We start from the raw sequence: 14,536 nt of genomic DNA, 5'->3' as shown, positions 1-14,536 counted from the left end.
CGATCCATTACGGAACATAATCTTCATCGGAGCTCTTGCTTGCGGAGGCCTTCTTGGCGCCCCAACGGCGAGGCTTGAATTCTCTGGGCGGGAAGTCAAACTTTAACTTGCCTTTCTTGTCGATGTAGAGGAAAGCGTCAAAGGTGCGGTGTGTCTTGTTGCTGCGGAAACCCTTGATCAGTTCGGTCTTCACTTCGGTTCCGGAGAGCATCTTCTGGATCTGTTCCAGGGGAATTTCCTTGCCGAGAAGAATCTTGGGCAGCTGCAGGCCGCTAGGTTCCTTCTTTACATAGCTATCGCTGACGTAACCGGTCATGGTTTCGTACACAGCGGAGTTGTCCAGCGGAGAGTTGCCTACCTGCTGGCCCAATTCAATTTCGGATCCTTCCTTGTTATCATCGAAGACGAACTCGATTTTGTTCTGGTCGTTGATGATAACTACGGCAGAAAATTCTACGCCCTTCTTGCTGCGGAATCCGGTAAGGGGACCAATCTTGTGGTTGGTCAGGAGTTCCACGATTTCTTCGTTGGAAAGTCTCTTGCCGCCGATCATCTTGCGGATGACGATTCCATCTTCGGTGGTGTATCGGCTGACGGTCTCGAAAACCTTCTTGCCGTTCACCGGGCTGAAACTTGCTTCGCCTGTAGTGCTTTCTTCCTTGAAGCCCTTGATGTTCTTCACCATGGTGCGGGTCATTTCTACAATGCCGTTCATGAAGTTCTCTCGGGTTTCCTTGCCCTTCTCGATCTGCTCCATCTTATATTCCCACTCACCAGTTAGCTCTGGACTTGTGAGGGCCTCAATATCCATAGCCTTTAATACCTTGATCAGGTCGAAGGCCTTGGCCGTAGCGATCATGTCCTTGCCGTCGCGGACCACGTACTTGTCGGTGACTAGCTTTTCGATAATGGCTGCGCGGGTGGCAGGAGTGCCCAAGCCGCGTTCCTTCATGGCGTCGCGGAGTTCTTCGTCTTCCACCAGTTTACCGGCACTTTCCATCATGGAGAGGAGGGTACTTTCGGTGTAGTGGGCAGGAGGCTTGGTAAAGTCTTCCTTGGCTTCAATTTCAACGGTCTTGGCCTTGTCGCCCTTCAGCTGCGGGATGTTGGCTTCGTCGTCTGCATCCTTGCCGTACACGGCCTTGAAACCGGGTTCCACCAGGATCTTGCCTTCGGTAATGAAGGTCTCGTTTTCGACGGTGGTCACGCGGGTGGTGTTCAGGTATTTTGCAGGCGGGTAGAAGACAGCGATAAAACGCTGACAGATCATGTTGAACACTTTCTGTTCCGCTTCGCTCAGGTCTGTGGGCATGATGCCTGTGGGGATAATGGCAAAGTGGTCCGAGATCTTCTTGTTGTCGAAAACCTTGGGTGTCTTTACGACCCAGTTGTTGTTGAGGGCGGTCTGTGCGAAAGTGGACAGGGAGCCTGTAATTTTTCCGAGGGTGGCCTTGACGGGACCTACGTAGTCTTCGGGCAAGTGCTTGCTGTCGGTACGGGGGTAGGTGGTTGCCTTGTGGCGTTCGTAGAGGGCCTGGGCGATTGAAAGGGTTGTCTTGGCGCTAAAGCCGAAACGGTTGTTGGCTTCGCGCTGGAGGGTAGTCAGGTCGTACAGGGGGCCGCACTTCTGGAAACTGGGTGCGGTGGTCTCTTCGATGGTACCAGTCTTGCCCTTGCACTTGGAAAGGATTTCCTGGACCTTGGCTTCGTCAAAAATCTGTTTCTGCTTGCTGTCGCCGTTGGGGGTAAACCACTTGCCCTGATAGTTGTTGCCGCTGTTGTCGAAGTTGGCCTCGATGGTCCAGAACTTCTTGGGGACGAACTGGTGGCGTTCTTCTTCGCGGTTCACGATGATGGCGAGGGTGGGGGTCTGCACACGGCCGCAGGGGGTAATCTGGAAACCGCCCATGGAACTGTTGTAGGCGGTAAGTCCGCGGCTGCCGTTCATACCGATAAGCCAGTCGGCTTCGCTACGGCAGATGGCGGCGGCCTTCAGGTTTTCCATGTCGGCGCCGTCGCGCATGTTGTCAAAGGCTTCCTGGATGGCGGCGGGGGTCATACTCTGCATCCACAGGCGCTTGATGGTCTTGCCTGTGAACTTGCCCTTCAGCACGTAGTCCAGGATGTAGAAGAATATCAATTCACCTTCGCGGCCAGCATCGCAAGCGTTTACGAGGGTGGTTACGTCCTTGCGCTTGATCAGCTTGCTCAGGATGGAAAGCTGGCTCTTGGTGGTGGGGTTGGCAGAAAGGGGGAACTTCTCCGGCAACATGGGGAGGGTGCTCATTTCCCACTTCTTGTATCGTTCGTCGATTTCCTTGGGGTCGGCGATTTCAACCAAATGGCCGATGGCGTGACTGACGATGGTGGTGTCACTTTCGTAGACGCCGTTTCCCTTGGTGAAGTTTTTCTGGCCTAGGACCTTGACCAAGTCCAGGGCGACGCTGGGCTTTTCTGCAATAATGAGAGTCTTCCCTTCGACGGGGACTGCAGATTTCTTTGCTTTTGTGGCGGGCTTAGCTGCCTTTGCAGTTTTTGTAGCCTTTGCCGCAGTAGTATCAGTTGCCTTTGCTGTTGCCATAGATTACTTCCATTTGAAGCGTCCGAAGAGGCCGAAGAGTACGGCCAGAACGGTGAAGGGGGCGTGGATGAACTCCACCGGGATACACCATTTGATCAAGTGTTCCTGCCTAAAGATTCTTAGCCCCCGGAGTATTAAAATCAGGTCACCGGCGCACTTGACGACGAATGTTATCGCTGTGGCCAGGAAAATTGTAAAGCTGAACGGTGAAAGGGCCGCCCCGATGCATTCCATCAGCAGGAACAGGAACACCATGCTCAGTACGAAAACGATTTTCGGTGTGTAATATATGGTCTTGGAGGCCCAGCGTTTGCGCTGTTCCCAAAGTTCCTTCAGGGTTTCCTTGCCGTTAGTCGTAACGAAGGTGGCTTCGTTGATACAGTAGCGCATGGCCCAGGGGCGGTCGGCTGCCAGTTTCTGCATCAGCAGGTCGTCGTCGCCGCTCTGGATCTTGATGACGTTTTCGAAGCCCTTGACGCTCTTGAAAAAACTCTTGCGGTAGGCCAGGTTGTTACCGGTACTGGTCAGGGGCAGGTGCATGGCCAAGCCAGCGGTTCCTGCCACTCTATATATAAGAGTCTCTACGGCCTGCATACAGATTAGAACGCTAGACTTACCCTTGACCGTGGGAATGTAGGAGTGGCCTGCTACCAGTTCAATGCCGGGTTCGAATTCGGCGACGATGCCTGTGACCCAGGTGGGCTTTACGATGCAGTCGGCGTCGGTCAGGCAGAGGATTTCGCCGTTGCAGGCCTCGATCATCAGGCTCAGGGCGTGCTTCTTGGGGCTGACTCCCTCGGGAATGTCCTTGATGGTCAGGACATGGAACCTGTCGGGGTATTTGTCGACGTACTCGGCCAGGATTTTGGGAGTTCTGTCTGTGCTGCGGTCATCGGCGACCCAGACTTCCCAAAAACCGCGGTAATCCTGCTTCATGACCGATTCAAGAGTTTCGCGGATCCCTTCTTCTTCGTTTCGGGCCGCAATGAGGATGCTTACCTTTGGAGCGGGTTCCACATCGGAGTCGCCCTTACGCACAGAACCCAGCGCGCGGAAAAAGCGCACTTCGAGCCATGCGTAAAAAAGGCAGAACACTGCCAGGAGTGAAACCACTGTGTATGTAAGCACTGTAAAAAGCATTTCCGCGCAAAATGTAGTTCAAGAAAAAAGTTTTTTGATTCTTACAATGTCAAATGGTAGGCGAAAAAGCGTCTTTTGAGGGAATTTGGTTCGTTTAACCCCGAAATTAGAATCCTGTAGCCAGCCTTTCGGTAAGACGGGTAAAGCGGCGGGCGTTACGGATGGTACGTATGGCCTGGTGCAGGGAACCGGGTGCCGAGAGGATCCATACATGGCCCTTGGCACGGGTAATGGCCGTGTAGATCAGGTTCCGCTGGAGCATAACGTAATGGCTGGAATCCAGTACCACGATGACTGCCGGGTATTCGCTGCCCTGGCTCTTGTGGATGGTGCAGGCGTAGGCTAGGGTCAGTTCTTCCAACTCGTCGTCTTCGTAGTCTACGGTCTTGTCGTCGTAGAAAACGGTAATCTTCTTGTTGACCGCGTCCACGCGCCAGATTGTACCGACGTCGCCGTTAAAGACGTTCTTTTCGTAGTTGTTCTTCACCTGCATGACGCGATCGCCCTGGCTCCATTCGACGCCCATCATCTTGTGGCGGGGAACATTGGGGTTCAGCAAACCTTGCAGGAAGGGGTTCAACTCGAAAATACCAAGGGGACCCTTGCGCATAGGCACCAGGACCTGCATCTGCTCGGTGAGATTGATGTCCAGTTTGCTCTTGATGCCGGTGGAGATTAACTGCTCCAGATGGGCCTTGCATTCTTCGGGAGTCTCGAAGGGGACAAAGTGAAAGTTGGGGCCGTCAAGGGGAGTGGGGGTGATTCCCTGGTTAATCTTGCTTGCCTTTTCGGCGATGTCGTTGTCGCTGGCCTGACGGAAAATGTGCTGCAGACGGATATGGGGGAAGCCGGGGCTGCTGAGTAAATCGTTCAATACGTTGCCAGGTCCGACACTTGGCAACTGGTCGGCGTCGCCAACAATGACGATGCGGGCCTTCATGGGGATTGCGTCTAACAGAGAGGCGGCAAGCCAGGTATCCACCATACTGAATTCGTCAATGACCAGCAGGTTACAATCCAGCTGGTTCAAACCGTTTTTCGAGAATTTCCTGGAAACCGGATCCATTTCCAGAAGGCGGTGGATGGTGCTTGCCTTTTCGCCACAGCATTCGCCCATGCGCTTGGCGGCACGGCCCGTGGGGGCGGCAAGCAGGATGTTGTCGCCCAGCTTTCTGGCCAGATGGAGGATGCCCTTTAGAATGGTGGTCTTACCGGTGCCGGGTCCGCCCGTGATGATGAACATCCTGTGGCTCAGAGCCTGGATAATGGCGTCGCGCTGAATGGGGTCAAAAGAAAATTTCTGTGCCCTTTCCCAGTCCCGTAATTCCCTGTTGGCGAATTCTTCGCCGATGGCTTCGTAGGCGGTATTGCATAAACGGAATTTGATGTTGTCTGCAATTCGCTGCTCGGCGTTAAATAGGAGGGGGTGGAAACAGTCGTCGTTTATACGTCTGATTCTTTCGTTGCCGCAGAGGATGTCGAACTGGTCAATAAGACGGTTTACGGAATCCTCATCGTAAATGTCAATTCGCAGATTTTTGATGGCGCGGCTCAGCAACTGTTCCCTAGGGAGGAATACGTGGCCGTCTCCCATGGAGGCTTCCTGCAGGGTGTACAGCAAGGCTTCCTGCATACGGGTGGGACTGTCCTTGGGGAGCCCCAGCTTCATGGCGATTTCGTCAGCCTTTAAAAAGCCGATGCCGAAAACTTCCTCGCAGAGCATGTAGGGATTGTCGCGGATCTTGGGGACAGTCCCCTGGCCGAATCGGGTCCAGAGTTTTTTGGCGATGCTTCCTACGATGCCGTGGCTGTACAGGAACATCATGGTTTCGCGGCTGTGGCGAGCCTCTTGCCAGCGGGCCAGGAAAAGTTCCACCTTGGCCTTGGGCAGACCTTTAATTTTTACGCTGCGAAAACGGTCTGGATCGTTGTCTAAAACGTCGAAAGTTTCTTCGCCAAAAACATCATAGATGTTCTGCGCGGTCTTGGGACCGATACCCTGGCAAAGTCCGCTACCCAGGTAGGCCACCACGTCGCTGTCGTCGGCCATGGCGATGAGTTCAAAGGATGTACACTTGAACTGTGTGCCGAACTTGGGGTGACGTCCCCATTCTCCTTCGAACTTTATATTCTCGCCTACGTTCAGTTCCGGGAGGGTTCCCGTGACCACTACCACCTTCTTGGATTCCGCCTCATTAAGGCGCAAAACGGTAAAGCCATTCTGCGGACTGTGGAATGTGATGGATTTAATGGTCCCCTGGATTTGCATAGTTTAAAAGTTTAAAGTTTAAAGGTTAAAGTTTCTCTTTCCGCTTAAACCTTTCCGCTTTAAGCTCGCTGCTCATAGCTCACGGCTCTTTACTTAGGTTGGCTTACTTTTGTTTTCTGCGCAACTGCGGATTGAAGTTATTCTTCTTGTCCAGTTCGTGGTCCCACTTGTCGGGGTTGAATTCGTTCCTCCTGGAAAGTTCCTTGCCGCGACGGACCAGCCAAACGCCCAGGGCGATGGCTACGAATACGGCCATGACTCTTGCGGTGTTATAGTCCAGACCGAAACCTACGGGAGCTCCCTTCAAGTTGGTGGGGCTGACCCAGAGGATATAATCTGCGGTAATGAAAGTCATGAACATGCAGGGCAGAAGTGCAATCCAGAAATTCTTTTTCTTGCAGCGAAGGTAGACCACGGTAACGCAGAGGCTGCAGACGGCCATGAGCTGGTTACTCCAACTGAAGTAGTTCCACAGGATGTTGAAACCTTCCTTGTCCAGATTGCTCCAGAAGATAATGGCAAGGCAGATGGCGAACATGGGAACGGTCAAGAACAAACGGTTCTTGGCGGAAGTCTGATCAATGTGCAAAAGTTCTGCAATGGTCAGACGGAGGCTGCGGAGGCTTGTGTCGCCACTGGTAATGGCAAGTACAATCACGCCAACCACGACCAGCACAGAAATGGGGGCGAAGGGCAGCACGGTAGAAACCAGGGTGCTCAAGACCTTGACGCCGCTGGCGCCAGTAATCAGTTCCGGATGGAGGTGATAGATGAACATACCGCCGGCAGCCCAGATCATACCGATGAGACCTTCCAGAATCATCATACCGTAGAATGTCTGACGGCCGGTCTTTTCGGTAAATTCGGTACGTGCCACCAGAGGGCTCTGGGTACTATGGAATCCGCTGATGATGCCGCAGGCGATGGTTACGAACAGCATGGGCAAGATGGGCTGGTGAGCCGGATGTTGCGTAAAGTTGCTGCCGAAGTCGTTGAAGTTGATTTCGTCAAGTACGTTCAGGTTGGGGGCGATACCCACGAGAATGGCGAGAGAGGCTAAAATCAGCAAACCGCCGAACACCGGGTAGATACGTCCGATAATCTTGTCGATGGGGAAGAATGTGCTGAGGAAGTAGTAAACGAAAATGCAGGCCACCGCAATCCAGAACAGGGTGGGGGATACGGCGTTACCGACGAGGATGGGGGTGTTGATCAGCTGGGCGGGGGTGTTGGTGAATACGGCGCCCACCAAAATCAGGGCTACGGAAATCAAGGTCATTACCACCTTGGAAGGACCCTTGCCCATGAACTTGCGGGAAAGGGCCGGCACGTTGTAACCGTTGTTGCGCATGCTGACCATACCGCTAAAGTAATCGTGTACGGCTCCGCCCAGCACGTTTCCCAGAGGCAGCAAGATGAAGACGATGGCGCCGAACTTGATGCCCAGAATCACGCCAATCACAGGACCGATACCGGCAATGTTCAAAAGCTGGATCAGCATATTCTTCCAGTGGGGGAGAACCAGACGGTCCACACCATCGGGATTTTCGGTGGCGGGAGTCTTGCGGTCGTCGGGGCCGAACACGTGTTCTACGAACTTGCCGTAAGTGAAGTAGCCGCCAATAAGGATAGCAACGCCAATTAGGAAAGTAATCATCTTGTGCCTTTTTGTTTTATTTGATTAATCGTCGTAAGACGGGGAGTCGAAATCGTCGTTGGAATTATCTGCGACAGGTTCTTCGTTGGAAATCTGTTCTGCAGAGTCATTCATTTCATTGTAGGAATCCTGAGCTTCTTCCTGGACTGATTCAACCTTGGATTCTTCCTTTTCGTTCACGGCGCCGCGAACGTAACCCTTTTCCTTTGCGATTTCGTCGGGGGTCTTGTCGTGACCCAACTGCTGACGGAAGTAAAGTACGTTGGTTGTGTAGCTGGACTTGCCGGCGTAATCGAATCCGAGAACCGGGTGGAAGGAACTACCGAACTGGAAGGCCACGGCCAGGCCGAACTTGAAACCGTTATTGCCGTCTACAGAAATGTTGGGGTTAATAACGTTGGTTTCGATTTCAGCGCCGGTGAAGGGATCTGTTCCGGCAACCTGGTACATGTGGCCAGAAGACTTCATGGTGGCGCTCTGGTAACCCAAGGTCATCATCACTTCGATAAAGTTGATGGGCTTATAGCCAATGACAACGTCAAACGTGGTGGCGGAAACATCCAGGTCGAGAGAGCCCTTGTATTCGTCGGGGCGGTAGCCGATGCCGCTGGTGCTGTAGCCGAAGACAAAGCTTACGTCAAGGCCCTGGGCTGCGGGAGGCAACATATACTGGAACAGGTGACCGAAACTATACTGCAGACCGAAACCGAAAAGATTGAACTTGGTCAGGTTGCTGATGCTGGGCAGGAACATACCGCGCAGGACAACGCGTGCGTGGTAGAAACTACCTGCAACTTGCAGATAGGGGTAAGTGAAAACTCCCAGACCGTTCAAGGTCTCGTTACCGTAAACTAGGCCGGTGTTTTCCTGGGGATTGCCGTGTTCGCCGAAAATGGTGGGGACATCGAAGGCCATGGGAGTTCCGTTGATGTCAAAGGTTTCGGAGAATTTTCTGTCATCATCTCCGATAGGGACGATGGAGAAGGGCATGCCCACTTCAAATGTCAGACTCTGGGGAACGTTTGCGCTTACATACCAGTTGCTGTTCAGCACATTGCCCAGATTGTCGATAATGGGCTTTACATAGCCGGGGCGGTTGTTGTAATACTCGTTGAGTACGCCCTTGTCTTCGAAGGCGGCCATGGATTCGTAGGTGGATGCCCAGCCCTTGGCGTCCATGGCAAATGTGTTGGCGGTTGCTGCGAGGCAGCTGAAAGCGAAAGCGATTCTAGAGATTGTTTTCATGGTCGCCAAAGATAGAAATTGACGACCTTTTTTGCACGGCCTCTAAATGTAAAAGTCCGAGGTTGATGTATTGTCTAGAAGGTATACTGCAGACTGACAGAGGCCAGCACGAAGGTCTGCCACAGGTACGGATCCAGATCGCAATTGTCGGTTCTTCCGCTGTATGCGTTCTTGAACCAGTTTTCGTAAACCTTGATTGCCGGAACCATGGAAAGCTGGTCTGTAAAGTAGTAATGGAGGTTGGCGATAAAGCCTACTGCAGAACCCATCAGTTCAGAACTCTGGACGCCTCCATCCTGGAAGTAGACAGAATTTTTAGTGTTGATGCTTGTGTAGGAGTAACCGCCGCCGAGGCCGATCTGGAAATAGTCGGGCCAGAATAAGTTGTATGTAAACTCAAAGCCGAGACGCCAAATGCGGGAATCTGCCGTGTAGGATTCATCGGAAAAACCGGCTAAGGTCTGGTTGGATGTCCAATACTGGAAATTCAGGGCTAGGGTGAACTGGGCGATGTTGGCACCGATGGTAAGGTCGGGTGTTGCCAGAAAATCCAGGGCGGGCTGGTGAATGAGACCTTTTTTGCCTGCGGTATCTGTGATTGCAGTCGACCTTTCGTTAAAGTCGCCCTTAGATGCAATAATGCCGAAACCTACTTCTGCAAAGTAGGACTTGGGCCAGTATCCCTCGTCGGCAGCTGCCTGAGAAAACAGCATACCGACCACGGCAATCAGAACAAAAAGAAACTTCTTCATCAATTTCCTCAAAAAGCGATGGGCTGTGAGAGGTGAGCAATGAGTTAAAGTTTGGCACCTCGCATAACTCTACCCCAGTAAACAGTCTACAGTCTACTGTCTACTTCCAACTTCCAACTATTTCGCTGCGTAGTAGAACATGGCGTCGATGCACTTCTTGGCGGCGACGCGGGTGGCTTCGTCCAGTTCCACATGCTGGGCTGCTTCCGGATGACGGAGGGTTTCCAGGATGTTTTCCAGGGAGTTGGACTTCATGTACTTACACATGCTGCAGCTGCCAATAAAGCGCTTGTTGGGGAACTCGTACTGCATACGGGCATTGAGACCGCATTCGGTAAGGAGCAGGAACGGGGTGCCTTCGGGCTGGTCCTTGATGTAGGTGACCATCTGACCGGTGCTGCCCACGTAATCGCTGAGAAGTGCTACGCCCGGGTGGCATTCGGGGTGGCTCACCACCTTAAGACCCGGATTCTGGCTGCGGAAGAAGTTGATCAGTTCGGAATCGTAGGTTTCGTGCACGTAGCAGCAACCGCTGTGGAGCACGATTTCCTTCTTGATGTTACGCTTCTTCATTTCTTCGATCAGGTTCTGACCCATGAGTCCATCGGGTACGAACACAATCTTGTCGTTTTCGAGACTGCTCACGATCTTCATCACGTTGGAGCTGGTAACGCAAACGTCGCAGTTTGCCTTTACGTCGGCAGTGGTGTTGATGTAGCAGACGAAGGTGTGATCCGGATACTTTTCGCGGAGGGCGCGGACTTCGGCTCCGGTAATGGAGTCGGCCAGGCTACAGCCGGTAAGGGGTCCGGGAATCAAGACGTCCTTGGTGGGGTTCAGAATCTTTGCGGTTTCACCCATGAAACGGACTGCGGAGAAGACGATGGTCTTTGCTTCCACCTTGGTGGCGTCCTGGCTCAGCTTGAAACTGTCGCCGTCGTAGTCGGCAACACCCAGGATGATTTCCGGGGCAACGTAACTGTGGGCGAGAATGACGGCGTCACGTTCCTTCTTCAGTTCGTTGATTTCGTTGATGATGGGAAGCATCTGTTCCACTTTTTCCATGGAATAGGTGCAAAGGACAGCGCCAGGCTGGATACTCTTAAGACGATTGTAAAGTTCTTCTGCGGTCATGGCCTAAATATAAAAAAATTAGACGGACCCCATCAGCGTCCCCACCCCAGAACCGCGAGACATTGGATACCAGATATAGGATATGAGATATCAGATACGAGATACGAATTATCATAATCGCGCCGATGGCGCCTTGCGTCGCCCTGTGGGCGCTCAGGGTCTCATGCGTTCATGGGATTCTGAAACGAGTTCAGAATGACAGTCCGCTCAGCATACTTCTTTTGTGTCTCATAATTCCTCTTCACTCTAGTCTTTCTCCTCCCTTGGCATGGGTTTTGCGTATAGGGGACGTCCAATTGGAAAAGAAATGAAAAGATTTCAAATAGTGTAAAGAATAGGGTGTAAATTATGTTTTTTGACCGTACTGAATTTACGAAAACTGTAAAAGACGAAGAGCATGCCGCATACTTGATGAAAAACGGCGTGAAATTCGATTATGGTTCCTTAGTTGACGAACGTGACGGTGAAATCTACAGTACGGTAAAAATCGGAAACCAAATCTGGATGGCGGAAAACCTTCGTTATGTGAGTAAGGGCGGTGCCGCCGACGACGATGTGGGAAGTTACGCCTACGGCGAGGTGGAAAAAAATGTGGGCAAGTTCGGTAGACTTTATACCTGGGCCGCCGCCATGAATTTAAGCCCCCGCTATAACGAAGACGAATTGGGCGCTGAAGGGGAATCGCTGATTACGTCGGGCAGGTTCCGCGGAATCGCACCCGAAGGTTGGCACATCCCTTCTGAAGAGGAATGGCATGAACTGTGCGAATTTTGCAGAAGCTTGCAGGACGGTCTGCCGGGAACCATGCTAAAGTCTTCCGAGTACTGGGAAGAATGCTACGGCTCCGTGGTGGGCAAGGATAGCGTAGGTTTTGCTTCCATACCTTCTGGCGGCCGCTATAGCATGGGTTACTTTTATGACTTGAACAAGTCTGCCTATTACTGGACTTCCACCAGCATGGGAAATGAATATGCTAGATATCGCAGCATTTCATTTCGTGGCGGAAAGATCGGTGCCGATTATACCTACAAGACCGACGCCTTTGCTATCCGCTGCGTGAAAGACTGCTAGGCGCCGGCGCGATGTTCTAGACTTCTCCGATGCGGACCATGTTCAGGAGGGGCATGCCTGCCTCACGGCATTCCTTTAGATCAATCTTGAAGTCAATACTCCAGTCATTGAAATCTTCTTCGTCCTGAAGCATCTGCTGGACGTGCATGATTTCGCCTTCGTAGGTAATGATGGTGTGGTGTACGGAACGTCCTTCCACATCCAGGCGGAACTTGTGGTGTTCTGCAATGTAGGCTGCCATGATTTCCATCAGACGGTTTTCGGTCCAGGGTTTGCCTTCGCCATCCACTAGCATTTGGCCTTCTGCAAGGTCGTCTGCCAACATATCCAATACGTCGCCAAAAGCCTGCTTCTGCAATGCACTCATGAGCTGGAAAATGCGCTGGCGGACCATGTTGATAAAGCGCTTCTTGTCGTAGGTAATGTCTGCGGCCACCTTGTCGGCACCGAAGGCGGTTTCCATTTCGGTGGCGCCTGCATCGTCCATACGTTTCTGGTAGTCTTCGGGGTGGGCCATCTTTTCCCATTCTTCCAACAGGCTGCTGTCCGTTCTGCGGATCATATCGCCCAGGAATTCTTCCATGTCGTGGAGTTCCTCGTTCTTGTAGCTGTCGGGAACGGTCTGGGCCAACACCTTGTAAACCCCGTTCAGGTGTCGGAGCAAGATGGCTTCCATGCGCTGCAAACCATACTGCTTGATGTAACCGCTGAAGGTGCTGAAGTTTTCGAACATCTCGCGGACAATAGACTTGGGTTCCACATTTACGTCTACCCAGGGGTGGGTTTCGGCAAAGTTATTGTAGGTGTCGTAAATGAAATCCCGCAACGGCTTGGGGTATTCCACCTTTTCCAATTCTTCCATGCGCTGGTTGAATTCCATGCCCTGGGCCTTCAGTTCTTCCATGCGGGCGTTCTTGGCCTTGTTCATCTGGATGCGGAGAATGGCTTCGGGATTTTCAACGATGCTTTCGCATAAAGTAATGACGTCCAGTGCGTATTCGGGGCTTTCACGATCCAGCTTGGGCAAGGTATCCAGTAGATAAAGTGAAAGGGGCTGGTTCATGGAAAAGTCATCTTGCAGATCCATGTTCACGCGAAGTTTGCTGTAGCCCGGTGCCACTTGCGGGGCAAATTCGATAATATGGCCTTCTACCAGACCACGGAAAAGCTGGAAGGCGCGCTTGCTCAACTGCTTTTTGCTGGCGGCCGTTTCGTGACAGTCCTTGATCAGGTTGCGCATGGCCTTGCAACCGTCGGTGGGACGGCTGAGAATGTTCAAGAGCATGCCATGGCTGACGTGGAAACTGGAGGTCAGCGGTTCCGGCTGGGCCTGGATCAAACGTTCGTAGGTGTTCTTGTCGAAGGGAACGTAGCCGTGTTCGGGCGGTTTCTTCTTCTGGAATTTCTTGCCGGTCTGTTTTGTCTTGGCTTCCAGTTTCAGATTTTCGATGACGTGTTCCGGGGCCTGGGCCACAACGTAACCGATGTCGTCAAAACCCTTGCGGCCTGCGCGGCCTGCAATCTGGTGGAAGTCTCTAGCGGTTAGAATAGCGGTCTTGTCGCCGCTATATTTGCAAAGCTGGGTGAACAGCACGGAACGAATGGGAACGTTCACGCCTACGCCAAGAGTGTCTGTTCCGCAGATGACCTTCAGCAGACCTTTTTGGGCCAGTTTTTCACACAGGATGCGGTACTTGGGAAGTAGACCCGCATGGTGGATGCCAATGCCCTGCTTCAGCCAACGTTTTACTTCGGGGCCGTAAGGACTGCTGAAACGCATTTCCTTGATGGCCTCGTTAATGGCCACCTTTTCTTCCTTGGTGCAAAGGTCCAGACTCATGAAGTTCTGGGCGTTGGTAGCGGCTGCGGCCTGGGTAAAGTGAACCACGTAAACAGGGCCCTTCCCTTCGTTGATCAGTCGCTGAACTGTGTTGGAAATTTCGGTTTCGGAGTAGGTAAAATCCAGGGGTACGGGGCGCTGGGTGGAGCGAACGGTGACGGATTCCTTGCCCGTATGCTTGGTCATTTCCTTTTCGAAAAATTCCGTGGCGCCTACGGTGGCGCTCATGAGCAAAAAGCGGGTGTTGGGCATGGTTAAAAGAGGAACCTGCCAGGCGACACCGCGTTCCTTGTCGGAATAGTAATGGAATTCGTCCATGACCACGTCAGAAATGGTGGACTGTTCCCCTTCGCAGAGGGCCATGTTGGCAAGGATTTCTGCGGTACAGCAGATGATGGGGGCGTCGCGGTTGACGGTGGCGTCTCCTGTAGAAAGTCCTACATTTTCGGGACCGAACTCCTTGCACAAGGCCATCCACTTTTCGTTGACCAGGGCCTTGATGGGGCAGGTGTAGACGCTGCGTCGGCCGTGGGCCAGACTGTCAAAATGGAGCGCCAGGGCTACCATGGATTTTCCTGAACCCGTAGGCGTATTTAGAATAACGTTTTTCCCGTCTAAAAGTTCAAGGATTGCCTCTTCCTGGGCGGGGTACAGCGTAGTACCCTTGGCATCAGCCCAGGCCAGAAAGTTTTCCAGCAGGGCTTCAGATGATACATCGGAATCGGCTTTAGTCAAGTAGTCTTTTAAAGAAACGGGGGCTTTTTCAGTCATAAAAGTAAAGATAGTTTTTTGAGGGAACGTCTGATTTTTTAAATTTGAGTTCATTGGTGTGAATTTAAACTCGTTC

General features: G+C 52.4%; 9 protein-coding genes. 1 reads left to right on the top strand and 8 read right to left on the bottom strand.

The window, feature by feature from the left end:
• Nucleotides 1-7: 7 nt before the first annotated feature.
• From BUB73_RS02205 to nadA, 7 genes are all read right to left on the bottom strand, one after another.
• Complete coding sequence (locus BUB73_RS02205) at nt 8-2,581, bottom strand: DNA topoisomerase III (protein WP_073155380.1); 2,574 nt, start codon at nt 2,579-2,581, stop codon at nt 8-10.
• A gap of 3 nt (nt 2,582-2,584) precedes the next feature.
• Nucleotides 2,585-3,721, bottom strand: a complete 1,137-nt coding sequence (locus BUB73_RS02200; protein ID WP_073155383.1) for a glycosyltransferase — start codon at nt 3,719-3,721, stop codon at nt 2,585-2,587.
• 106 nt (nt 3,722-3,827) lie between these two features.
• Complete coding sequence (locus BUB73_RS02195; protein WP_073155385.1) at nt 3,828-5,990, bottom strand: SF1B family DNA helicase RecD2; 2,163 nt, start codon at nt 5,988-5,990, stop codon at nt 3,828-3,830.
• A gap of 103 nt (nt 5,991-6,093) precedes the next feature.
• Complete coding sequence (locus BUB73_RS02190; RefSeq protein ID WP_073283262.1) at nt 6,094-7,647, bottom strand: carbon starvation CstA family protein; 1,554 nt, start codon at nt 7,645-7,647, stop codon at nt 6,094-6,096.
• Nucleotides 7,648-7,671: 24 nt separating this feature from the next.
• Nucleotides 7,672-8,892 (bottom strand): DUF6588 family protein, encoded by a 1,221-nt coding sequence (locus BUB73_RS02185; protein WP_073283259.1) that lies wholly within the window; start codon nt 8,890-8,892, stop codon nt 7,672-7,674.
• Nucleotides 8,893-8,966: 74 nt separating this feature from the next.
• On the bottom strand, nt 8,967-9,644 hold the full coding sequence (locus BUB73_RS02180; RefSeq protein ID WP_073155393.1) for a hypothetical protein: 678 nt from the start codon (nt 9,642-9,644) through the stop codon (nt 8,967-8,969).
• A gap of 117 nt (nt 9,645-9,761) precedes the next feature.
• Nucleotides 9,762-10,778: a quinolinate synthase NadA gene (gene nadA, locus BUB73_RS02175; protein ID WP_073233418.1), complete on the bottom strand. Its 1,017-nt coding sequence runs from the start codon at nt 10,776-10,778 to the stop codon at nt 9,762-9,764.
• A gap of 348 nt (nt 10,779-11,126) precedes the next feature.
• Between nadA and BUB73_RS02170 the strand changes: the two genes are divergently transcribed.
• A complete protein-coding gene (locus BUB73_RS02170; protein ID WP_073233420.1) occupies nt 11,127-11,849 on the top strand; it encodes an FISUMP domain-containing protein in 723 nt (240 codons plus the stop codon).
• Between the two features lie 16 nt (nt 11,850-11,865).
• Here the strand turns inward: BUB73_RS02170 and BUB73_RS02165 are convergent, their stop codons facing one another.
• On the bottom strand, nt 11,866-14,460 hold the full coding sequence (locus BUB73_RS02165; protein WP_073283256.1) for a DEAD/DEAH box helicase: 2,595 nt from the start codon (nt 14,458-14,460) through the stop codon (nt 11,866-11,868).
• Nucleotides 14,461-14,536 lie beyond the last annotated feature (76 nt).

Source organism: Fibrobacter sp. UWH6, assembly GCF_900142465.1.
Lineage (GTDB): Bacteria > Fibrobacterota > Fibrobacteria > Fibrobacterales > Fibrobacteraceae > Fibrobacter.
Note: the sequence above shows the minus strand (reverse complement) of the source record. Positions and strands in the feature narration are given on the sequence as shown.